Below are 23,280 nucleotides of genomic sequence, written 5' to 3'. Positions count from 1 at the left end.
GATATCGCACTTAACATTTCAAGACGAGTCTAGGGAGAACGTATTGCCAATGAAGTAGCTTATGCGATCGCTTTTTTTCTCACGCAGAGACGCGGAAGAAGAGAGCGATCGCTTTTAAAGTAAACTATCTAAAGCTTCACAAAATTCTATAAAATTCACTTCTTTATTTTTTATGGATATCTCTATTTCTCTTATTTGTTGAATTTCCTTAAATAATTCATTATGATTGTGAATTTGGATACCTTTATTTTTATAGAAATTTAATATTTTTTCTATACATTTAATTAATACTAGATTATTTGTTGATTTTGTTATAATTTCATATAAATAATTAAATAATTGATCTTCGTTACATTTTTTCTCAACTAAATCAATAGCCTCCTGCAAATTGTAAAAATTAGGGCATTTTATACCTTGTAGATTAGCGTAGCTAATTTTTATCAAATTACTGTTTATATTTCTACTTTCTTTTATTTCTTTAAGAAGAATTACTAGTAAATTAACAGGTATATTGTCTGATGTAACACGACCACATACGTCATGTAAATCTAATAAAAGAGTACATGATATTTGATTACATTCTTCTTCTTTAAATAATTTACCGTGTGCAACTCTATTCCTAGTTTTAGGAAACACAAATTTAAAATATTCAAAATCGTGCAAATTCGGATTTATAGCAATAATTTTATCTAATTTTTCACCAATACTAGCTTTTTGTATTGATTTCTCAGGAATACCTAATCCTATGCAGTAGTCATAGAATATACCTTCTATTTGAAGTGGAGTTAAGTTAAGAAATAAAACCTTATCTTTTTGATAGTTATCTAATGCTGGTTGTAGTACATGTCGGCGTGCATTCAAAAAATGATTTTCTTTAATATATTTTTCTATATGCTCTATTATTTTTTTATCAATGATATATTTTTGAGCATACTCATAAAATTCTGATGGACTATCTTTATATAGCTTTTCTAGATTTCTCATTTCAGGAATAGTGACATCTAAGAATTTATTGGCAATATGAGATAACTTGTCTGCATCATATCTTAAGGGTTGATTTCTATAGGAATATGTATAAGGCTCTTGCTGAAAGAAAGACAATGAACTTATGAATTCAAATTTTGAACTTGATTTTTCAAGAGCGCACATTTTTATGTTTCTACTTGTTAAAAATTTTATAATTTCGTTTTTTGCCTCTATATTTAGATTTACATAATACTTTAAAAGTTGCACTTTATAATCATCAGGCTGAAGCTCATTTTTTTGGCGATTTTGCTCTTCAATTTGTTTCTCATATTTACTAATCCTCTCTTCAATTTCTTGTAAATCTACTGAGGTTTTTTGATATAATTCAAGTAAACAAAGACGTGGTTCTTTTTGTAAGCTAATATATTTTTTGCAAATATAAGTAAAAAATTCTTTTTCTTGTACAGGGATTGGCGATAAGCAAATTTCTTTTTGTTTCCCTTCAAAATGAATAGTTATTTTATTTGTACCAATATCTAATAAGCTAATATATTGAAGTCTAATCTGTTCAAATGTAAAATTTTCAAAAATATCATCACCGATGAACTCTTTAAGAAATAACTGACCAATTTCCTCAAAAGAAATATTGTAAATATTATCATCTTGTAATACTTTTTTTCGGAATTCTATAACTTGATGTACTGTGAATTTTTGTAAGGAGGATAATTCTTCCATGTTATGGAACTTTCTTCGCAGATCAGTAATAATTCCATTTTGACAGATCACTTCGAGTGGTTGCTCCTATTTCAACTTTACTTTAAATATTTTCTACAAATTTACTAAAAAACTTGCCTTAGAAGCATCACATCCCCCAAGGCAAGTTAACTCTCTAAATTATTCCTCCGCGTTCTTCGCGTTTCTGCGGTTAGTTAAAGTTGCTTCACTTCCGAAACCAATTTCGACACCATATCCTTAGCACTACCAAAAAGCATCGTAGTTTTATCTTTGTAGAACAACTCATTATCTACACCGGCAAAACCCGCACTCATCCCGCGCTTAATTACAATTGTCTGCTTTGCCCGATCTACTTCTAGAATTGGCATACCATAAATCGGACTATTTGCATCACTCCGCGCCGCTGGATTTACGACATCATTAGCCCCAATTACCAAAGCCACATCCGCTTGCTCAAACTGGGGATTAATATCATCCATATCGTACAGCTGGGTGTAGGGCACATTTGCCTCTGCCAATAATACATTCATGTGCCCCGGCATTCTCCCAGCAACGGGGTGAATGGCGTACTTGACATCAACGCCCATCCGTTCTAATTGATCTGCCAACTCTCGCACACTATGTTGTGCTTGAGCAACTGCCATACCATAACCAGGCACAATTACCACGTTACGGGCATAACCCAACATCATCGCGCCTTCTTCGGGATCGATGCTGCGGACGGTTTGATCACCTATAGTACCTGCTGCACCGCCACCGCTAGCAGTTGCTGAACCAAAAGCACTGAACAGTACGCTGAACAGAGAACGGTTCATTGCTTTACACATAATCTCGGTCAAGATTAACCCAGAAGCCCCCACCAAAGCACCAGCGATGATCAACATATTGTTCATCACCACGAACCCAGCAGCAGCAGCGGCTACACCTGACAACGAGTTCAACAGCGAAATTACTACTGGCATATCTCCGCCACCAATGGGGATGACGAACATTACACCTAGCACTAAAGAAACAGCAACTACTCCCAAGAAGATGGGTAGGCTATCTGGTGTAATGATTAAATAGGCACTTCCTGCCAAATAAGCACCCAAGAGTAGGATGTTAAATGGTTGCTGGAATGGAAATGTAATCGGAGTACCACTGATTAAACCTTGCAGTTTGGCAAAAGCCAGAAAACTACCTGTTAAGGTAACACCACCGATTAACACATCCAATAGCATGGAAATGTTGACATCAAGGGGTATGGGCTGAGAAGTTCCCATTAACCGCCAAAATTCAGCAACGGCGATGAGTGCGGAAGCTGCGCCACCTAAGCCGTTGAGCAAACCTACCATTTGAGGCATTTCGGTCATTTGGACTTTGTAGGCTGCGATCGCCCCAATTCCTGTACCAATCGCCAAGCCCAACAAAATCATTTCGTAATTCAACACATGCTGATCGAGCATTGTTGCTACGATCGCTAGTAACATTCCCACTGCTGCTACAACATTACCGTTGCGTGCTGTAGCAGGTGATCCCAGCTTTTTTAAACCCAAAATAAATAAAGATGCAGCGACTAAGTACGTCAGCTGAATCCCAGTTGGTAGAAAGTCGCTCACGCCTTAATCTCCTTCTTCTTGAACATTTGCAACATCCGATCTGTGACTAAAAAGCCACCAACAACGTTGACTGTCGCCAATACTACAGCAATCAAACCAAGAATCACCGATACACTTGTCTCTCTAGCACCAGCAGCCACAATTGCTCCTAATACTGCAATGCCAGAAATCGCATTTGAGCCTGACATTAAAGGTGTGTGTAAGGTTGGTGGTACTTTGTTGATGACTTCAAAGCCGATAAAAGATGCCAGAACAAATACAAACAAAGCAGCAAGTAATGCCTCTGTCATGAAATTAAAACTCCTTGTGTAAATGGGGTATGGGGTAAGAAGGCAATAGTCAAGAGTTAAAAATTCTTCCCCTAGTCCCTAATCCCTAACTAATTGATTACTCATAGCTTGTAGCGCATCTCGTACCCTTTGATTGCGAATTTCGCCTGCGTGGGTAATGCAAGCCGCATCAACTATGTCGTCGGCAAAGTCGATTTGCAAAGCTTTGTCTTTTATTAGTAGTTGAATCAAAGATGTGACGTTCTTGGCATATAACTGGCTGGCGTGGACTGGCATTGATGATGGCAGATTAATCGGGCCGATAATTGTTACACCATTCCATACAATATCTTTGCCGGGTTCTGTGCAGGCACAGTTACCACCTTGTTCAGCAGCTAAATCTACAATCACGGAACCTGGTTTCATTTGTGCAACCATTTCTTCTGTGACGAGTCGTGGTGCTTGTCTACCAGGAACTTGAGCAGTGGTAATCACTACATCAGCATTTTTGACGTGTTCGGCGACAACTTCTTGGGTGCGCTGTTTGCTAGCTTCAGAAATTTCTTTGGCGTAACCACCAGCGGCGACGGTTTCTTCCTCTAATGTGACTTCGACGAATTTTGCCCCCAGACTTTGCACTTCTTCTTTAACAGCGGGACGAATATCGAAGGCTTCTACTACTGCTCCCAAGCGTCTGGCGGTGGCGATCGCTTGCAATCCTGCCACACCAGCTCCCATGATAAATACTTTAGCTGGGGCAATTGTCCCTGCCGCTGTTGTCAGCATCGGGAAATATTTTGGCAACGCCGCCGCTGCAATCAAGACTGCTTTGTAACCTGCTAGTGAAGCTTGCGAGGATAAAGCATCCATACTTTGCGCCCTGGTGGTACGGGGGATCATTTCCATACTCAAGGCTGTGATTTGGCGATTTGCTAGTTGCTGCGCCACTACAGGATTACCCAAGGGATTAAGGAAACTCACTAAAACAGCTCCTGACTTGAGCAAGTCAATTTCTGAGCGTCCATTTTCTCGCTCTTGTGGTGGGCTAACTTTTAGCAAAACATCTGCTTCTTGCCATAATATGTCAGGATCGCTGATAATTTTAGCTCCTGCTGCTTCGTATGCGGTATCACTAAAAAAAGATCGCTCTCCCGCACCTGTTTCTACCCATACTTCCAAACCTTGTTTTACCAAGCGGGCAACAGTGTCGGGATTTAATGCCACACGACGTTCACAAACTTCTATTTCTTTAGCAACTGCTATTCTCATGAAATCTCCTGGAGATAAATACCTAATCTCTACAAAATATGCGCTTTTCCCAATTTAGGGATGTCTCACATTCCTAGTTCAGGACAGAAACTGTCAGCGATTAATTTTTTTCCTAGATTGAACCTTGAAGTTTTCCTTTCCCACTCTCGGTTCTCCAGGCAAAGCAATGCTTTGCCGTTTACAGGTTCACGCTTGCTGATAGTTACGCATAGATTTATTTACATATTGCAAATCCTATGTTGATTCCCAATTTTGTCTCTTTGTCTTTAGCTTGTTTTAGGGATTGAAAAATTTTGGTCTTCCTTGCTTACATAATCCAATATTTATCAAATTTTTTAAGCTTGATAATTTCCCAACTAATTTTTAATGATTATTTCTGACGATTCAAGCTTATTTTAGTCAATCTATCTTAAGTTCAATGGCGATCGCCCAGAGTATGGCTCAAGTTTTATAACAAAACTCTTAAATTAAGATACACTTATACATGTTCAGAAACACAATCAAATCCCCACTGTGTTTCTATCTAGTTCAAATTTGGTCAAGATTCTCAAAAAATGGCTGTAATAGAAGGGGAATTGGAACAAATAAAATAAATGTTAAATATATTACTACGTATTTTTTATGAGAAAAAAGGCACTTTTCTTTCAATTTCGCGTCAATTGTCAAAAAGTCAGTAATAAAGTTTAGTAACAACAACTACTAAATCTTTAGTTATTTAGATAATAGACCTATTTTTGGTGGAGGAAGCCCAATTATGCGACGTTTACTTTTTCCAAGCTCTCAGAATCACCTACCACAAAGACTTCTGTCTGCTTTAGCTATAACTAGCTGTTTATTAGCTGGATTGCAAACTGTGAGCTGGGCGCAAAATAGTTTACCTGGATTAACACTGTTTAGTGGTGTTAAAAGTGAAAATCAGTTGCCCTTTCGGTTAGATTTTGGTGGACAAACTAATAGCTGGGATCGTTACAATCTAAGGATTCCAGCGGAAAAAATGAAGCTGGCGGTTGCTCAGTTTGCTATTACTTACCCTGACTATTATAAAGGAACTTTTAACCCCAAAAAGATAGAAGTCAGGGTTAAAGGCAAAGCAGTTCCGCTTTCGGAAGTAAAGTGGGACAAAGAAGGTCGTGTAATTGAAATATTTCCCGAAGAACCAGTACCAGCAGGAACCAAGGTTGAGGTAGTCTTCTCTGACGTTCAAAACCCTGCCTTTGGTGGTATTTATTACTTTAATTGTCAAATTCTTTCTCCTGGAGATGTGCCATTACTGCGTTACTTAGGAAGTTGGATTTTGACTATTGGATAAATTTCATTTGTCATTAGTCAGTTGTCAGCAGCGATTGGCAATTGACTAAGAGTTTTTTCAAAATCTCTATATTTTGTCTTTAATAGTGATAAAATCATAGATTGTGACTTTTTATAAAAATCGCCTAAGAGGAGAACAGTATGCAGAGAACCCTGGGCGGCACTTGCCGTAAGAGAAAAAGAACCTCTGGTTTTCGTGCCAGAATGCGGACACCAGACGGGAGAAACGTGATCAGGGCGAGAAGAAAAAGAGGACGTTATCGTCTAAGCGTCTAGGGTAATCCAAGCTAAAAGTGCAACTGTGGCTTTGCCCAAGGCGAATCGACTAAAATCACGTAAGGATTTCCAGGAAGTTTTCCGGGAAGGAATTCGGCGGCATAGTTCTCATTTCACTTTGAGAGCCTTACGTCCGTCATTGACAAGAGAGTCTTCTTTGGATACTGCCGCTAAAACTAACCTACCAACTGACTCATACCAGCCAGCCAGTACCCAAATTGGCATTTCGATTAGCACAAAAGTTAGCAAAAGAGCAGTAGTTCGCAACCGGATAAAACGTCAGATTGCCGCTGCTTTTCAACATTTGCTGCCAAAATTGTCACCAGGCTGGCGGTTAGTAGTTGTTGTGAAACCAACAGCGGCAGAATCTAAGTGCGTAAGCCAACAATTTCTGCAAGAATTAGAGCAGTTGTTGGCACAAACTGAGGTGTTCGATGGGCATTCGTGAAGAAATTTATTATGAAGGCGGCCCCCATATTGGGGACTTGATTATCAACTTGTTAATTGGGCTAACTGTTGTAGGGATACCGTTAACAGTTGGAGCGATTGTCAGAGCATTGTGGTTACGCTACCGCATTACCGATCGCCGAATTTCCGTGATGGGAGGTTGGAGAGGACGCGATCGCACTGACGTGATTTACTCAGAAGTTGTCAAAATTGTCAAAGTACCTCGTGGTATCGGTCTTTGGGGCGATATGGTGCTAACCCTGAGAAATGGTAGTCGCCTGGAAATGCGGGCTGTTCCCAATTTCCGGGAAACTTATGACTACATCAATGAGAGGGTTACAGCAAAGAATCCTCTGTACACTGGTGCAAGCAAGTAGCAGGGGAGTAAAGAGCAAGGGGAGCAGGGGATGCAGGGGAGCAGAGGAGCAGAGGAGAATAATAATAGCTATGCCCAATGCCCAATGCCCCATGCCCCACGCCCAATTTTATTTGGATGTGCGGCTATCCGTAGCGTAGGATAGTCGCAGACGAATCTTGATTTAGATAAATTAGATTCAGTTCAATTTACAGTACCTCAGGTTGAATTCAGAATAATGGATTTTGGTATCGGGTTTCTCTCGAACAACGTGATGCTGCCAATCATAGATTTTTTCTATGGTATTGTGCCTAGCTATGGATTGGCGATCGTTGCCTTAACATTGATAATCCGCTTCGCGCTCTATCCCCTGAGTGCTGGCTCAATTCGCAGTATGCGGCGGATGCGAGTTGTGCAACCTTTAATGCAGAAGCGGATGGCAGAAATCAAAGAGCGTTATAAGGACGACCCGCAAAAGCAGCAGGAGGAAATGGTCAATGTCCAAAAAGAATTTGGCAACCCGCTAGCAGGATGTTTGCCACTGCTGTTGCAAATGCCAGTCTTACTAGCGCTGTTTGCAACTCTACGGGGTTCGCCTTTTGCGGGAGTGAACTACTCTGTTAACCTGCAAATCTTTCCATCTGAACAAGTCGAACGAATTCAACCACAAGCCTTTGCTACTGCTCCTCAAAACATCTATATTGCTGATGGAGAACATACTCGGATTACAGCTATTCTTCCTAGCGGTAACAAATTAGCAGTGGGAGAAACAACCAAAATACAATATCAAACTCTTGAAGGCAAACCATTTCAAGTCCTATTAGCTGAACATCCAGAAAATAAGCTAATGCCTGAATGGAAAGTCATCAAAGGGGAAGATAGGGTCAAAATCGATGCAGATGGTAATATAGAAGCCCTACAGCCAGGAGATGTCACAATTCAAGGCACAATTCCTGGATTGGCAGCAGATAAAGGATTTCTCTTCATCGATGCCTTAGGTAGAGTTGGCGCTATAGATCCCGACGGTGCAATCCATTGGGATATTGTCTCTATGATTGTCTTTTTTGGGATCAGCCTTTATGTTAGCCAACTGCTTTCTGGGCAAAATTCCAGTGGTGGGAACCCGCAACAGGAGACAGTAAACAAAATTACCCCAGTTATCTTTTCGGGGATGTTTTTGTTCTTTCCTCTACCAGCTGGGGTGTTGATGTATATGGTGATTGGTAATATTTTCCAAACACTACAAACTTATATTCTCTCTCGTGAACCACTACCAGAGGAACTACAAAAAATTGTAGCCACCCAGGAGAAAGAGAAAGAAGCAGCAGCGGCAGAACAAAAGACATTACCTTTTGAGCCAAAAAGTTCTAAGAAAAAGACTACAGGTTGATAATGCTCGACAGTTCCATGCAAAGAGGGCAGCAGTGGTTAAAAACCCTGCTGCAACTAACAGGAGTACCTGCTGAAATTCAGGGTAATTTAGCAACTGCCTTACTTCAAGAGGGTGATTCTCCAGAACCAGATAACTACTGGTTGACGATTGATGAAACCAACCTGACACCACAAGAAATTCAAGTTCTCATTGGCCCTGATGGTTCTGTGCTTGATGCAATTCAGTATCTGGCTAATTCAGTTCTTAATCTGAATCAACCGCAGGAGGAGCAAGCCTCTTATACCATTGAGTTGAATGGCTACCGCGTAAAAAGACAAGCAGAAATTAAGGCTATGGCGGAAGCCGCAGCCGATGAAGTGCGTTCTACTGGTCAAGAAGTGGAAATTAAATCCCTCAGTTCAGCTGAACGTCGTCAAGTTCACACCTTCTTGAAGGACTTTGGAGATTTGGAAACCTTCAGCCGAGGTAAAGAACCACATCGTCATCTGGTTGTACGTCCGGCTGCGTTGGAAGAAATTGGAAGTTAGGAGTTAATTAAAAGCTCATAACTATAATAATTTTAAAATTTCTCTTAATCTCTAAGAGATAAACTAAAAATGTAGTATCAGTATAATTGCTGATAATCCACATCTATTTTCGTGAGGATGCCTCACAAATCCTATGGACGCAATTTATATTCCGCAGCTAACTAGAGCATCGGAGCGGACAGAGGAATTTCAGGTTGAGGAATTTCTGCCTGGTCTAGAAACATTGACACCAGTTCGGGGTAATGTCCGAGTGCAGCATCATGGCAACTACCTGGAAGTGTCCGGTCAGGCAGAGGCAATTATTACTTGTACCTGTAACCGCTGTTTGCAGCAGTACAACCAACGTTTAGGGGTTGATACCAAAGAAATCATCTGGTTAGACGAAGCTGCTAATCAAGTAGAAGACTTGCCCTTAGAGAGAGAAGTGGCTATGGAAGATTTGATAGAAACCCTACCACCCGATGGTTATTTTTATCCCAGTGAATGGCTGTATGAGCAAATGTGTCTAGCAATGCCCCAGCGTCAGCTGTGCGATCGCAATTGTCCCGGTATCATTAGTAATAGTGCTGATAGTTCAAACCAGCTAGTTGATAACCGCTGGGCTTCTTTAGAAGCTTTGAAAAAGCAACTTCCAGGATAGACAAATTGCTTTCAACTTCCTGGTTTAGTCTCAGCTAGGTGGTTGATTTAATCGTCTTCCACACTTAGTACAAAAGTTGAAGTTTCCTGGATTATTCCGACCACAATTGGTACATTCTATTAAAGTTTGAGATGAAGCATTTCTACTCAAATTGTTGTTTGAATTTAATTCAGTAGACTGATGAATTGGTTGTGAAGTCGATTGAGTAAATGCTGGCTCCATTTGGGCAAAATGCTCTAGCAGCATTCGATGAATAAAAATGTAACTACCTCCAACCTTTTGCAAAAATATGTGTTCAGTCGCATATTCAAGAAAGTGGGCATAGTTTCGAGGGATGTAATTCTGGCTGTAGAGAATGAGGCGTAAAGTGAAATGTTGTAGACAAGCTTTACCACCTCCAAATACTAGCCCAAACACTAGTCCGAACACTATCCCCAGTTGAAGCCATGAAGGATGTGGGGGATGTAAAAGTTTTAAACCAATTAATGCTCCAAAAAATCCACCAAGTAATCCGCCAATCAATCCCATTAGTATGGCATTTCTAACTGAGTTCCATATCCCTTGGTTAGGAATCGTTTTTGTCTCTATTTCTGGGCCTCTCAACCCACCTAAGAACCCTAAAATTAGTCCACCAGTTAGCCCATGTATTAACCCTAGTTCTAGACCATCAATGATATTTGGTTGAGGTTCCACTAGCTTAAAACCCACTCCTACAATTAGTCCTAAAAATAATCCCCCTAGTAGTCCATTTGTCAGAGATTTTTTGGCTTCTTGCCAAGACCATCTCAAAGTTTCAACTGGTTTGATTTCTGTATTACTTAAGTAAACAGTTAATACAACAGTGACTACAACAATATATACCAGATTTATTGATTGTGATTTACTTATTAAATTGCCAAAAATGCCGATTAACCCACAAGTTATTACTCCGAATAGAAAAACTCCCAATTGATAAAATATTTTTGGCACTCGATTGGACAACCAGTTAGGCTGTATTCTTTCAATAACAAAAACTGTTTGAGATTTTTGATACATCTGCTGTGCTAACCAAATTAACCAGCGCCTTGCTTGTACTTTTGAGTATCTTTGCTGAGATTGACGACGCTGAAACATCCGTTCAATATAAGCATCAAACAGGTGTTTGCGGCGTTCTTCTTTTGAGCCTGTATTGGGTAAATCTTCGAGTTTTTTACCTTTGTAAGCCAGAGTCATAACACTTAAAGTCAGGGGAGACTTGGCTAACTCTTGCAACGTAGTGTCTTCTTGAAGCAAAGTTTTGACAGCTTCGAGTTGTTCACCAGCCCTGTCTAAATATTGCTCAACTTGCTGAGATGTCAAAGATTGGATGCAGATAGCAGCTTGCAATTGTAAACGTTCAGAAAGAGCTTCATAATCATGGATGCGGCTTGTCACTACAATCTCAATTAGTCCATGCTCTTGCATGAATTGGTTGATGGCTTTAATGCAGGTTTCTCGTTGCTCAATTCTTACCTCATCTAAACCATCTAGCAGTAGTAATAGTTGTTGATCTTCAATCCAGACTTTACCAAGCGCTTGAGAAATTTGATAAGTACTATGCAATTCTTCAATCAGCCAATCAGCAAATGTTTGGTGTTTATTTCCCCAAGAAGATAAGTTCAGCACTACTGGGAGAGGTTGGCTTAAATCTTTTTCGGTACGAGTAATTAATTCTTGTGCCAGTTTCAAAAGAGTGATCGTTTTGCCGGCTCCTGGTTCTCCTAAAATTAGTAAAGTTCGTCCTTTCCCCATCTGATTGAAAACATCAGAGACACTTTGACCTTCAGGTAAGGTTTGCCCAGACTCATCAGGAATTTGTGGGACATTGCTTAAAGGGCGCTTTACTGCGTCTAATCGTTCTTTCAGTCCCAAATCAATTAGAGCTTTAGTATATAGCGACTTTTCTAATACGCCTTTAATCCAATATTGTTTAACTTTATTAAGCAAAACTTCTCGGAAACGATACTCCTGTTTACCTGAAGGAGGTTTTACCTCTCTGCGACCTATTAATTTAGCTAGGCTAAAGGTTTCATTCACAGTTAGGTATTGGATTTGGTGCAAATCACGTCCAGCTTGTCCAATTTGAGCTTCTCGAATCAAAGCACCATCAATATTCAAGTTTTGAAGTGGCTGTGGTTCTTGATGCATAACCTTTTTTTATGTAAGAAGTAAAAGACTTTTAACTGCAACTCCTAACCAAGGAGCTAATTGTTTGGCAATTGGCTCTAACTTTTGCCAAATTCCTTGACCTGCATTAAACGTTTCGTTAGCTTCTTTGAGGACTTTGCTAGCTTTTTGCAAACTTGTAGCCGCAGTGGTTTTGTCTGGTTCTTTTTCTTTAACTGCGTCGGTTGCGTAATCGAGATGCTTCAGTGCTTGTTTCTTTTGGTCTTCTGGTAAATCTGAATTACGAAATATAGATTCAATTTGTGCCATTAATTCGGCAACTTCAGGTAAAGTCAATTGTTTCTCAGTTCCACCCTGAGTATTTTGCTGATTCTGGGTTACATCGCCAGCAGCTTGTCCAACTTGAACACCTGAAAATTGACCACCGCCAATATTCAGGGACATTCCTCCAGTGTTTTGGGGCTGTGAGTTATTTTCTGCCATTTTATTTGCTTGATAAAAACATAATTTAAGCTCTACTCCAAGTTGAGCAGACAACTTTCCTGAATTTTACAAAAAATTACGTATGTGGTGAGCTAATTATTACTATGATTTTTCCGTAAGCCCCATGCACAAAAACTTCATCCCCTTGGGGAACGAGAAATATATTAGTTTTTAGTTGTTAGAGGCGATACAAACCTGAACAATGAGAGAAGAACTAATAACAACAACTATATATGAACTTTCGTGAAGAGTTTAAACTACTCCTACGTGCCCGTTATCCTTTAATTTATATTCCTACTTATGAAGAAGAACGGGTAGAAGCAGCGATTCGGGAAGAAGCAACAAATCAAGGCAATCGTCCTGTTTATACTTGGGATTTTGTCGATGGCTACCAGGGGAACCCCAATGATGCAGGATTTGGACGACGTAACCCCCTACAAGCTTTAGAATTCATCGAAAAATTACCAGCTTCTGCATCAGCAATATTGATTCTACGAGACTATCATCGTTTTTTAGATGATGTGGCGATCGCTCGCAAACTTCGCAACCTAGCCCGGCTTTTAAAGTCTCAACCAAAAAATATCGTGTTGCTTTCACCACGAATTGCCATTCCTGACGATTTAACAGAAGTTTTAACAGTCGTTGAGTTTCCTTTACCCGCAGCCCCAGAAATTAAAATTGAGGTGGAACGTTTACTGCAAAGCACAGGTAACTCCCTTTCTGTGAAAGTTTTAGATGACTTGGTGCGTTCTTGTCAAGGGCTTTCTATGGAAAGGATTCGGCGGGTTTTGGCGAGGGCGATCGCTACTCATGGAGAATTGCAACCAGAGGATGTGGATCTAGTTTTGGAAGAAAAGCGTCAAACTATCCGCCAAACCCAAATCCTTGACTTTTATCCTGCCACTGAGCAAATTTCTGATATTGGCGGATTGGATAACCTCAAAGATTGGCTGCTCCGTCGGGGAGGCTCATTTACTAATAAGGCGCGACAGTACGGATTACCGCACCCCCGCGGGTTGATGTTGGTGGGTATTCAAGGTACTGGCAAATCTTTAACAGCAAAAGCGATCGCTCATCACTGGCATTTACCTTTATTGCGCTTAGATGTAGGCAGGTTATTTGGTGGTTTAGTAGGTGAATCAGAATCCCGCACCCGCCAAATGATTCAGGTCGCAGAAGCCCTCGCTCCCTGTGTACTGTGGATTGATGAAATCGATAAAGCTTTTTCAGGGCTTGGTAGTAAAGGTGACGCAGGTACTACTAGTCGTGTATTTGGTACTTTTATTACCTGGTTAGCTGAAAAAACTTCACCTGTATTTGTCGTGTCTACTGCTAACGACATCCAAGCGTTACCGCCGGAAATGCTTCGCAAAGGGCGATTTGATGAAATTTTCTTTGTCGGTTTGCCTACCCAAGAAGAGAGAAAAGCAATTTTTAACGTGCATTTATCTCGACTACGCCCCCATAACTTGAAAAGCTATGATATTGATAGGCTAGCTTATGAAACGCCTGATTTTTCTGGGGCAGAGATTGAGCAGACTTTAATTGAAGCGATGCATATTGGGTTTAGCCAAAACCGTGACTTTACTACAGACGATGTTTTAGAAGCTGCGAGTCAAATTATACCCTTAGCACGAACTGCCGTTGAGCAAATTCAGCAACTACAAGAATGGGCTGCCGCTGGAAGAGCGCGTATGGCATCCAGACAGACTCCTTTAAGCGATACCTTCGGTAAGCTACGCTAACGCTTTCAGTAGCAATTGCTATCTTTCGGTAACAACAAGGACGAACCCGAAAGTCAAGAGTTCATAGTGAATGATGAATTATTATGGATTCTTGATTCGTCTACACACGAGTTGGATTATAACGATTCTCAGATGAACAAAATACAGCCCAAAAAAGTCAGAGTATAGCGGTCTTATATAGATAGATGGAATATAGCACTCTAGTCCCTAGCCTCAAGCTTCTAGCCCCTTTTACCTATGAGAGTGGATAAGCACCGCTATATTTCTCAATAACCATTGACGATTGACGATTGACTATTGACTATTGATGATCAGGTTTTAACTATGCTTTCTGGTTTATTAAAATTTGTACTTGGGGTTTTCTTAGCGATCGCTGTTTTAATTGGTAGCGGCGTTGCAGTTGCGCTCTATTTTATGAATCGAACTGCCATACCCCCTACTAGACCCATTTTTTCTAATGATAGTCCTGCCTTGCAAACCAAATCTCCCAAGGCAACTGATAAAGAAATCACGCCCTCCTCATCTTCTAGTGCAAATCCTGCTGCGTCTCCTACAGAACCGCCAGAAGCATTGCCACCAGGAGCTTACCGAGGACGTGTTAGTTGGGCTGAAGGTTTAAGTGTGAGAGCAGAACCCAACCAAGATGCTGAACGTATTGGCGGGGCGACTTTTAATCAAAAAGTAATCATCTTGGAAGAAAGCCAAGATAAAGGCTGGCAAAAGATTCGTCTAGAAGGTGGCAAACAAGAAGGTTGGGTAAAAGCAGGCAATATTGAACGTGTTGAGTAAAGCAGGATTAAAGGGCTAGGACATGGTTTTAGCCGAGTTCATCATTAATTGACATAATTTAGTTTTATGATGCCAACTTACTTAATTAGCTGTATTTACTGATAAATATTTATATTGAAAATAAATTTATACGCTTAATTTTTAAAATTACTGAAATTAAATCTGAAAAGCGCAACTTGACTACAGAGAAAGTGGTATATTTTATTGTAGTCATAAATTTGTAGCAAGTAATTTCAAGGGATTGAGGACTGGAGATTAGGAAAAGGCTGTAAATTTTGGTAGTGGTTTAATTTCTCTCCAAAATTTAAAAACTTTTTCCCCTTTACCAGTAATCAGTACCTCTAATTTTTATATACCCCCCCTTAAAAAAATTGCTGGGAAAATATGGAAGCTATTGTTTATCTTCATTTGGCCTCAGTGTACGAGACATCCGAAAATATTGAAATTATTCCTATTCAAGTGAATTTAAAATTTTTGCAGTGGCAAAAGCTGTCTAGTACTGCTGCGATGCGTCTTTTATCAGTAGCGCTGACTATGGGACTTTTGAGTGTAGCAGGGCAAACTTTAGCACTACAAAAAGAAGGAAGCAATAGCACTGAAGTGGGAAACATCCAGAGGTGCTTAAAAAAGTTAGGCTACTTCAATGGCCCAGTTACAGGTAAGTTTGCTACCTTGACCAAAACATCAGTGGTTAAATTCCAGCAAGCCAATAGACTAACTGCTGACGGGGTTGTAGGTGCTAGTACGCAACAGGCTCTACAACGAGCGTGCCGAAGCCAAACTCCCAGTGGGAATAGCATTAACGGGTTGCGAGTAGGTAGTAGAGGTGCAGATGTATCTAGGCTACAACAAGATTTGCGGAAATTACGGTATTTTAATGGCCCTAGCACAGGCTATTTTGGGCCACAGACTCAGCAGGCAGTAATCCGATTTCAACGAGCTTATGGTATTGCTGCTGATGGTATTGTTGGTAGTAGAACCACACAAGCAATACTGAGTAATCAAAGACCAAGTAATCCAAGACCGAGTAATTTTGGTGAAGGTGGTGAATACCCCGTCCTTTCAGAAGGTAGTAGTGGCGCAGCAGTGACAAGACTGCAACAGCGTTTGCGGCAATTAGGCTATTTTAATGCTAATCCCACTGGTAATTTTAGACGCATAACCAAAGATGCTGTAATTGCCTTCCAAAGAAAAGCTGGCATACCCACCACTGGAGTTGCAAATCAACAAACTTGGGATGCCCTCTTGGGGTATTCTCGATTTCCCACTAGAGGTAATATCGCAGCCTCGCAAGTGAAAGATCTCCAACAATATTTGCGGGATTTGGGATACTTTAATACTACTCCTACTGGTACTGTCGGCCCTTTAACCAGGGATGCGATCGCTCGATTCCAGCGAGATAATAGACTTAATGTCGATGGCAATGCAGATGTAGAGGTTTTAGAGGCAGTGCGTAGAGTTTGGGAAAATAGATACGCCACTCAACCAGCTAGTCAAGCAACTAGAACTTTTCTCTCTGTAGGCGACCGGGGGGAAAATGTTAGAGCCGTCCAAGAGCGCTTATTGCAGTTAAACTTCTTTAATGGGAATCCTGATGGTAATTTCGGTGATTATACTAGAGGTTCTGTAATCGCATTCCAGCAATCTTATGGACTGAACCCCACTGGAAATGTAGATTTACAAACTTGGCAAGCATTAGGTTTAAACGGCGCTACCGTGGCAAATAGTTATCAAAATAATGGTTATGTCATGGTAGCGCCACCAGTTAATACTGGTTTTCCTATAGGAAATAGCTATCAAAATAACCGCTATATAGTGGTAGTACCGTTTAACAATAACGATATTCTCAACAGAGTACGTTTGTATATACCTAATGCTTTTTCGGAACAATCGAGTTTAGGGAATTATGTGAATGCTGGAGCATTTAGCGATCGCGAATCAGCAGAACGAATCTCTAAAATGTTACGCTCTAATGGTTTTGATGCACGGGTACAATACTTTTGATCCTTCCTAGTAGTCTGTCCCATTAATTTTGAAGGGTTAGATAAATCTTTGAAAGCTTAACTCTTGCATCTTCTGTACGAAAACGCCAATCTACACAAACCTGATTAAGATTGCGATCGCATTTCTGGGTAAGGTATTAAGGTGAGTAATTGTGTCTGCCTGTAGTCTTACAGTCATAAATTCTTATACTTTCAATTTTTATAAAACTTTTAAAATCGGTGACTTTCATTGATGAGATTGAAACGATATCCCATCCCATGCAAAGTTTCAATTATGTTCTCGCAATCATTATTAGCTAGTTTGCGACGCAGCAACCGCATTTGAGCAGCTACTACATTACTTATGGGTTCTGCATTCACTTCCCAAAGCTGATTGCGAATTTGCTCAGTCGTCACAATTTGATTGGGATGTTTCATGAAATACTCTAGTAGCTGGAATTCCTTATTAGTCAGTGGAATTTCGTGTTTATTTCCCGCAGCATTCTGACTAACAACTAAATTGTTGCCGTAATCTAGAGTTAGATTGCCAACAGTTAATTTCTGGGGCTGAAATTGGGGCGATCGCCTCTGCAAAGCACGCAACCGCGCTAATAATTCTGCCATACCAAAGGGCTTTACCAAGTAATCATCTGCACCCGCATCTAAACCAGCAACTTTATCTTCCATTCTGTCCTTAGCTGTCAGCATTAACACAGGTAGAGGGTTTTTTTGGTAACGCAGGCGTTTGCACAATTCCAAACCTGATATTCCCGGTAGCATCCAATCAAAAATAGCTAAAGTATATTGTGTCCAGCTATTTTCTAAATATGCCCATGCCTCAGTTCCATCTAGTACCCAATCAACTAAATATTTTTGCTGGGTTAAAGTTCGCTTAATCGCAGCACCTAAATCTGGTTCATCTTCGACTAATAAAACCCTCATAAAGTTAACCCCAGCAAACAAATATAAATTTAAGTGACTTACGCCAGATGCATTTTTACCTAGAAATCTTAAGTGATAAGTTCCTGTTTAGACAATAGCCATAATTGCGATCGCTGCAATATACAGCGTTTTTCGATTGGATGTAGTACACCTATTAAGAAGAAAGGGGCTAGAGACTAAGGACTAGAGGCGAGAGTAATGTACCTCATCCAAATGAAATTTGCTGTAACACTATTGGCAAGCAAAAGCGCAAGGCTGGCGTATCTGGTTCGCTATACTTGTTTTAAGCTCAAGAGCTTCTAAAACTTTTATTCATGCATTAGATGATTTATCCTGTTTTGCTTTTTTGATAATTTCTAAGTAAATGTTAACCTCATTAACTTCTAAGTCATGCTCAACTCTAGTTACCCTCCATTTTTCTTTTTTTAGATAAACTTCCTCTCCTATTCTGGGAATAAACTGTAGATCGTAGAACTTCTTTGTAAAATCTTTTTGATTTTCTTCCCATATTATTACTTTTGCTGATTCTCTGCTCATAAATTATCCTTTTTTGTTGTTAAATGAAAGTCGATATTTTCATGACTTACATCAAGCAAGCTTATCTCATATAATTAAGGCAATAATGTAGTTAAAACCACATTATTTACTAATAATTATTTAATGAAAATTAATTATATAGAACTCATGTTTGAGTTTTGAAAAAACTCAGTACACTCTTATTGTTTGTTTCTTGTTCCCTGTTTCTACAAATGATCCAGTAAGCGAATTGGATTGTTATGTATATTTCTGTACTTTTTCATATTTTAAAAAGCGATCATGACTCTGGAAATGAACAGCGATCGCTTGAATATAACTTTACCCAAAACGGGTTTCATGCAATGTAGCTTCAGAAAATCAGTTTGGAGTCGTTAAACTGCCGAGTTTGGCTAATGAACGATCGTGATCGCTTTTAATAGAAGTAGGTATCCAGTTGCTACAGTCGAAGTAAAAACTACTAAGCTGGTAAATAGCACGTTAACACTTTACCGGAAATACCGAATCGCATTCATCGGCGGTTTCAACTTCCCCATTGGCGAACTACCTGTAACTACATTATGTTTGATGCTCTATCTGATCGTTTAGAATCTGCCTGGAAAAAACTACGGGGGCAGGACAAAATATCTCAATCCAATATTCAAGACGCTTTGCGGGAAGTGCGCCGCGCCTTGTTGGAAGCAGATGTCAACCTCCAGGTAGTTAAAGATTTTATTAGCGAAGTCGAAGCCAAGGCACAGGGAGCCGATGTGCTGGCTGGCGTGCGACCTGACCAGCAATTCATCAAAATTGTTCATGATGAATTGGTGCAGGTAATGGGGGCAGAAAATATTCCTCTGGCGGAAACTGAGGAGCAGCCTACCATTGTACTGATGGCTGGATTACAGGGTACTGGTAAAACCACAGCTAGCGCCAAGTTAGCCTTGCATTTACGTAAATTAGATCGCAGCTGTTTGTTGGTAGCAACAGACGTATATCGCCCAGCCGCGATCGATCAGCTGGTGACATTAGGTAAGCAAATTAATGTGCCAGTTTTTGACATGGGAAGCGGTGCTGACCCTGTAGAAATTGCCCGCCAGGGTGTCGAGCGCGGTAGAGCAGAAGGTGTCAATACGGTAATTATCGACACTGCTGGTCGCCTGCAAATTGACGAAGACATGATGGGGGAGCTAGCCCGCATTAAAGAAACAGTCCAACCCCATGAAACTTTGTTAGTGGTTGACTCCATGACTGGTCAAGAGGCAGCCAATCTCACCCGCACCTTTCACGAACAAATTGGAATTACTGGGGCGATTCTTACTAAACTTGATGGTGATAGCCGTGGTGGTGCAGCGCTATCTGTACGACAGATTTCAGGAGCGCCGATTAAATTTGTGGGTGTCGGTGAAAAAGTCGAGGCACTGCAACCATTTTATCCCGATCGCATGGCATCGCGGATTCTGGGAATGGGTGATGTCTTAACCTTGGTAGAAAAAGCCCAAGAAGAAATTGATCTAGCAGATGCCGAGAAAATGCAGGAGAAAATCCTGTCAGCAAAGTTTGACTTTACCGACTTTCTCAAACAACTGCGCCTGTTGAAAAATATGGGTTCACTGGGAGGCATCATGAAGATGATTCCAGGGATGGGCAAGCTTTCAGACGACCAACTCAAGCAGGGAGAAACCCAGCTAAAACGCTGTGAAGCGATGATTAATTCCATGACCCGCCAAGAACGTCATGACCCCGATTTATTGGCAAGTTCTCCCAGTCGGCGGCGGCGGATTGCTTCTGGCTCCGGCTATCGAGAGTCAGATGTGAGCAAACTAGTTGCAGATTTCCAAAAAATGCGATCGCTCATGCAGCAAATGGGACAAGGGCAAATGCCTGGAATGCCGGGAATGTTTGGCGGTGGTATGGGTAATGCCTTTGCAGGTGGAGGTGGAGGTAATCGCCCTGCTGCTCCAGGATGGCGCGGTTACAACAGTGGTGCAGGCACTAAAAAGAAAAAAAGCAAAGATAAAAAGAAAAAAGGTTTTGGTAATCTTTAAGTCAGTGGTCAGTGGTCAGTAGTTAGTGGTCAGTAGCAACTGACAACTGACAACTGACAACTAAACAAAGACTCATAGCAGTGAACGCTAGTCAAGTGCTAAAATTAGCATTTCACCATGACTACAACAGGAGAATAATTCCTCAACTATGATCAAACTGCGCTTGAAGCGATACGGTAAAAAACGGGAAGCAAGTTACCGCATCATCGCGATTAACAGCCTCGCTCGTCGCGATGGTCGTCCCCTAGAAGAACTAGGATTCTATAACCCTAGAACTGATGAAGTGCGATTGGACATTCCCAGCATCGTCAAGCGACTACAACAAGGCGCTCAACCCACTGATACCGTTCGTCGCATTTTAGTAAAAGCCAATGTTTTTGAACAGGTCAGTGCCACAGCCTCATCCTAAAGTCGAAACAAAATCCCCAACAGCTAGCCCCAACTATGTTGGGCTGGTTAGGTTTTTGATGCAACCGTTTTTAGAATCTCCAGAAACTTTAAGCGTTGATTGTGAGATTTCTCACACCCTCAAACGGGCTTGGATTCGTATTGCCTTTGACAGCACCGAAAAAGGAAAAGTGTTTGGTCGAGGGGGACGCAATATTCAGGCGATCCGTACAGTAATTGCCGCAGCTGCTGAAGTTGCTGGTCAATCAGTATACCTGGATATCTACGGCAGCAATGCTCAGGGCCGGGAGGGTACATCTTTTGATGAAGACCGGGAAGAGCAATCGCCACCGCCAAAAACGAGGGAACGACGTGGAAACGATGGGCCTAGACCCATTCCTATTACTAAACCCCGTTTTCGTTAGATCAAAACTAGAGACCAAGGAGGATGAGGAGGAGAAGGAAAGTAATTGTAACTCGCTTCTTTATCTTCCCCTTACTTCCTCATCTAACTAATTTCTAGATATTTTTCAACCCAACTCTGACTATCTCTGTAAGGAGGTGAAACATAAGAGTGGCTTAAGTTCGTTTGGGTGAAAATGAGTCGATTTAAATATTAAATATTAAATAATAATTAATTAAGATAACTTGAGTGATAATTTATCACAAGCAAAATTAGATAAAACCTTGATATGACTGGGTATTATCTAAATATTTCACTATAAAATAGTATAAAAATCAACCGAAATTAAATCAAAAAATTACGCTCTTAAACTTTGTCAAAAACTGTATCCTTAAAAATTAAGCAATACTTATGGCAGATGCCTTAACAATTCAGCTGCCTAACATTCCTAGTGCGATCGCTCTAGTCGGTGATAGGGAAGAAAATCTCAAACTCTTATCCCAACAAACAGGAGCTAGCTTGGTGCTGCGCGGTCAAGAACTTCGCATTTCCGGCACAGACCAGGAAATTAGTTTGGCTTCTCGGTTAGTGCGATCGCTTGAAAAAATCTGGACTAAAGGCAACAATATCTCCAGTGCAGATATTTTAACAGCCCGTCAAGCTTTAGATACCCATCGAGAAGAAGAACTGCAAGAATTACAGCGAGATATTCTAGCTAAAACTCGTCGAGGCGAAGAAATCCGCGCTAAAACTTTTCGGCAGAAACAATATATTGACGCTATACGTAAGCGTGACCTGACTTTTTGTATTGGGCCCGCTGGTACTGGTAAAACATACCTTGCTGTTGTTGTCGCGGTGCAAGCACTCCTGGCCAATCAAGTCGAAAAGCTCATTTTAACTCGCCCTGCCGTAGAAGCAGGTGAAAAACTCGGCTTTTTGCCTGGAGACTTGCAGCAGAAAGTTAACCCCTATCTGCGCCCGCTTTACGATGCTATTTATGAATTCATCGATCCCGAAAAAGTCCCTAATTTAATGGAACGCGGTATAATTGAGGTCGCACCACTAGCCTATATGCGAGGACGTACTCTAAATCATGCCTTTGTGATTGTGGATGAAGCCCAAAATACTACACCTGCTCAAATGAAAATGGTTTTAACTCGTTTGGGTTTTCGTTCCCGCATGGTGATTACAGGTGACACAACACAAACTGATTTGCCATTAAATCAACAGTCAGGTTTAGCAGTAGCACTACAAATTTTAAAAAATGTTGAAGGCATTGCCTTTTGTGAATTCATTAAAAAAGATGTTGTGCGTCATGCTCTAGTTCAGCGCATTGTAGCTGCATACGAACAACACGAAAAATAGTCACTCATGAATTAAAAGCAAAGTATCTATCAAGTGTCCTCGAACTCTATTGTTATACCATTTCACGAAAAATTTGATACAGTAAACCTTTCAAGGTCTACTGTATCTAGGTTTTTTAATTGCGAATTGCGACTTGCGATCTTCGCAGCGTAAAGTCTGCGGCATAGCTACGCTTAGAGCGACGAAGGAGCGTCATTGTGAATTGGTATTAGAGCGTGTTTGAAAAGTCTAATTTAATACCAGCCCAGGCGACTGAAAGTCGCGCGCCACTTACTTCTCCCAAGGGAGACGCAAGGGCGCAGTGGCTTGGTTACACGGACAGGACGCGTAGCGGCTTCCCTCCGGGAATGCCACAGACCTGGGTTGAAAACCTTGATTTTGTGTTATTCCGCGCAGGTGGACTTTGTTTGTGTAGTAGCGAATTATATTCGTCTAAAACTTTTCAAACATCCTCTTACAGTGTTCTCCTTGTCTAATATGCCAAGTTCACACGACGCTTTAGGCAGATGATTTAGTTAATTGTGTGCGTTTCATAAGTTTTGGTTCTAATACCAATTCTCTAAAATATGGCTACAGATGAGAGAATAAGATTTAATGAGATGAAGGATGAACAATGTCAGGGGTATATAAACTAGAAATTAAAGAAACTCAAGAAGAACTCAAAGAGTTACTGGCAATACAAAAAACTGCAACTG

Annotated in this window: 22 protein-coding genes; 14 read left to right on the top strand and 8 right to left on the bottom strand. The window is 40.7% G+C overall.

Going from position 1 to position 23,280, the window contains the following annotated elements:
* Positions 1–114: 114 nt before the first annotated feature.
* The 4 genes from I8751_RS28870 to I8751_RS28855 all read right to left on the bottom strand — a co-directional run bounded on the left by I8751_RS28870 (position 115) and on the right by I8751_RS28855 (position 4,837).
* Entirely contained in the window at positions 115–1,701 is a 1,587-nt protein-coding gene (locus tag I8751_RS28870; RefSeq protein ID WP_214442505.1) for a hypothetical protein, read from the bottom strand.
* Between the two features lie 194 nt (positions 1,702–1,895).
* On the bottom strand, positions 1,896–3,299 hold the full coding sequence (locus I8751_RS28865) for an NAD(P)(+) transhydrogenase (Re/Si-specific) subunit beta (protein WP_214442504.1): 1,404 nt from the start codon (positions 3,297–3,299) through the stop codon (positions 1,896–1,898).
* Positions 3,296–3,589: an NAD(P) transhydrogenase subunit alpha gene (locus I8751_RS28860; RefSeq protein WP_096558236.1), complete on the bottom strand. Its 294-nt coding sequence runs from the start codon at positions 3,587–3,589 to the stop codon at positions 3,296–3,298. The genes I8751_RS28865 and I8751_RS28860 overlap by 4 nt, the downstream gene beginning before the upstream one ends.
* 78 nt (positions 3,590–3,667) lie before the next feature.
* Positions 3,668–4,837 (bottom strand): Re/Si-specific NAD(P)(+) transhydrogenase subunit alpha, encoded by a 1,170-nt coding sequence (locus I8751_RS28855; RefSeq protein ID WP_214442503.1) that lies wholly within the window; start codon positions 4,835–4,837, stop codon positions 3,668–3,670.
* Between the two features lie 754 nt (positions 4,838–5,591).
* Here I8751_RS28855 and I8751_RS28850 point away from each other — a divergent pair.
* From I8751_RS28850 to I8751_RS28820, 7 genes are all read left to right on the top strand, one after another.
* Positions 5,592–6,146, top strand: coding sequence for a DUF2808 domain-containing protein (locus I8751_RS28850; RefSeq protein WP_214442502.1), 555 nt, complete (start codon positions 5,592–5,594; stop codon positions 6,144–6,146).
* 140 nt (positions 6,147–6,286) lie between these two features.
* Positions 6,287–6,421, top strand: coding sequence for a 50S ribosomal protein L34 (rpmH, locus tag I8751_RS28845; RefSeq protein ID WP_096558233.1), 135 nt, complete (start codon positions 6,287–6,289; stop codon positions 6,419–6,421).
* A 25-nt stretch (positions 6,422–6,446) separates the two neighbouring features.
* Positions 6,447–6,869, top strand: coding sequence for a ribonuclease P protein component (rnpA, locus tag I8751_RS28840; RefSeq protein WP_214442501.1), 423 nt, complete (start codon positions 6,447–6,449; stop codon positions 6,867–6,869).
* Complete coding sequence (locus I8751_RS28835; RefSeq protein ID WP_214442500.1) at positions 6,856–7,245, top strand: PH domain-containing protein; 390 nt, start codon at positions 6,856–6,858, stop codon at positions 7,243–7,245. Before rnpA ends, I8751_RS28835 begins: the two co-directional genes overlap by 14 nt.
* A 216-nt stretch (positions 7,246–7,461) precedes the next feature.
* Positions 7,462–8,613, top strand: coding sequence for a membrane protein insertase YidC (gene yidC / locus I8751_RS28830; protein ID WP_214442499.1), 1,152 nt, complete (start codon positions 7,462–7,464; stop codon positions 8,611–8,613).
* Between the two features lie 2 nt (positions 8,614–8,615).
* Positions 8,616–9,143, top strand: a complete 528-nt coding sequence (locus I8751_RS28825; RefSeq protein WP_214442498.1) for a Jag family protein — start codon at positions 8,616–8,618, stop codon at positions 9,141–9,143.
* 133 nt (positions 9,144–9,276) lie between these two features.
* Positions 9,277–9,783, top strand: a complete 507-nt coding sequence (locus I8751_RS28820; RefSeq protein ID WP_214442497.1) for a YceD family protein — start codon at positions 9,277–9,279, stop codon at positions 9,781–9,783.
* Between the two features lie 30 nt (positions 9,784–9,813).
* Here the strand turns inward: I8751_RS28820 and I8751_RS28815 are convergent, their stop codons facing one another.
* Both I8751_RS28815 and I8751_RS28810 read right to left on the bottom strand, forming a co-directional pair.
* A complete protein-coding gene (locus tag I8751_RS28815; RefSeq protein WP_214442496.1) occupies positions 9,814–11,949 on the bottom strand; it encodes an NACHT domain-containing protein in 2,136 nt (711 codons plus the stop codon).
* A 9-nt stretch (positions 11,950–11,958) separates the two neighbouring features.
* On the bottom strand, positions 11,959–12,411 hold the full coding sequence (locus I8751_RS28810; RefSeq protein WP_225894497.1) for a hypothetical protein: 453 nt from the start codon (positions 12,409–12,411) through the stop codon (positions 11,959–11,961).
* Between the two features lie 233 nt (positions 12,412–12,644).
* Here I8751_RS28810 and I8751_RS28805 point away from each other — a divergent pair, with 233 nt between their 5' ends.
* The 3 genes from I8751_RS28805 to I8751_RS28795 all read left to right on the top strand — a co-directional run bounded on the left by I8751_RS28805 (position 12,645) and on the right by I8751_RS28795 (position 16,949).
* Positions 12,645–14,156, top strand: coding sequence for an AAA family ATPase (locus tag I8751_RS28805; RefSeq protein WP_214442495.1), 1,512 nt, complete (start codon positions 12,645–12,647; stop codon positions 14,154–14,156).
* Positions 14,157–14,480: 324 nt separating this feature from the next.
* On the top strand, positions 14,481–14,945 hold the full coding sequence (locus I8751_RS28800; protein ID WP_214442515.1) for an SH3 domain-containing protein: 465 nt from the start codon (positions 14,481–14,483) through the stop codon (positions 14,943–14,945).
* Between the two features lie 384 nt (positions 14,946–15,329).
* Complete coding sequence (locus I8751_RS28795; RefSeq protein ID WP_214442494.1) at positions 15,330–16,949, top strand: peptidoglycan-binding domain-containing protein; 1,620 nt, start codon at positions 15,330–15,332, stop codon at positions 16,947–16,949.
* 209 nt (positions 16,950–17,158) lie between these two features.
* Here the strand turns inward: I8751_RS28795 and rppA are convergent, their stop codons facing one another.
* Complete coding sequence (rppA, locus tag I8751_RS28790) at positions 17,159–17,869, bottom strand: two-component system response regulator RppA (RefSeq protein WP_214442493.1); 711 nt, start codon at positions 17,867–17,869, stop codon at positions 17,159–17,161.
* Between the two features lie 312 nt (positions 17,870–18,181).
* The gene (locus tag I8751_RS28785) at positions 18,182–18,406 is read right to left on the bottom strand and encodes a hypothetical protein (RefSeq protein ID WP_214442492.1); all 225 of its coding nucleotides are present in this window, start codon (positions 18,404–18,406) and stop codon (positions 18,182–18,184) included.
* Positions 18,407–18,963: 557 nt separating this feature from the next.
* Here I8751_RS28785 and ffh point away from each other — a divergent pair.
* The 4 genes from ffh to I8751_RS28765 all read left to right on the top strand — a co-directional run bounded on the left by ffh (position 18,964) and on the right by I8751_RS28765 (position 22,585).
* Positions 18,964–20,430: a signal recognition particle protein gene (gene ffh, locus I8751_RS28780; RefSeq protein WP_214442491.1), complete on the top strand. Its 1,467-nt coding sequence runs from the start codon at positions 18,964–18,966 to the stop codon at positions 20,428–20,430.
* A gap of 148 nt (positions 20,431–20,578) precedes the next feature.
* The gene (gene rpsP / locus I8751_RS28775) at positions 20,579–20,839 is read left to right on the top strand and encodes a 30S ribosomal protein S16 (protein WP_214442490.1); all 261 of its coding nucleotides are present in this window, start codon (positions 20,579–20,581) and stop codon (positions 20,837–20,839) included.
* Positions 20,802–21,242 carry a KH domain-containing protein gene (locus I8751_RS28770; RefSeq protein ID WP_214442489.1) on the top strand — a complete coding sequence of 147 codons (441 nt, stop codon included), beginning with the start codon at positions 20,802–20,804 and terminating at the stop codon, positions 21,240–21,242. Before rpsP ends, I8751_RS28770 begins: the two co-directional genes overlap by 38 nt.
* A 389-nt stretch (positions 21,243–21,631) precedes the next feature.
* Complete coding sequence (locus tag I8751_RS28765; RefSeq protein WP_214442488.1) at positions 21,632–22,585, top strand: PhoH family protein; 954 nt, start codon at positions 21,632–21,634, stop codon at positions 22,583–22,585.
* The last annotated feature ends 695 nt before the right edge of the window (positions 22,586–23,280 follow it).

Origin of the sequence: Atlanticothrix silvestris CENA357, from assembly GCF_016056295.1 — a bacterium.
GTDB lineage: Bacteria > Cyanobacteriota > Cyanobacteriia > Cyanobacteriales > Nostocaceae > Atlanticothrix > Atlanticothrix silvestris.
This window is presented reverse-complemented; position numbering and strand designations above follow the sequence as displayed.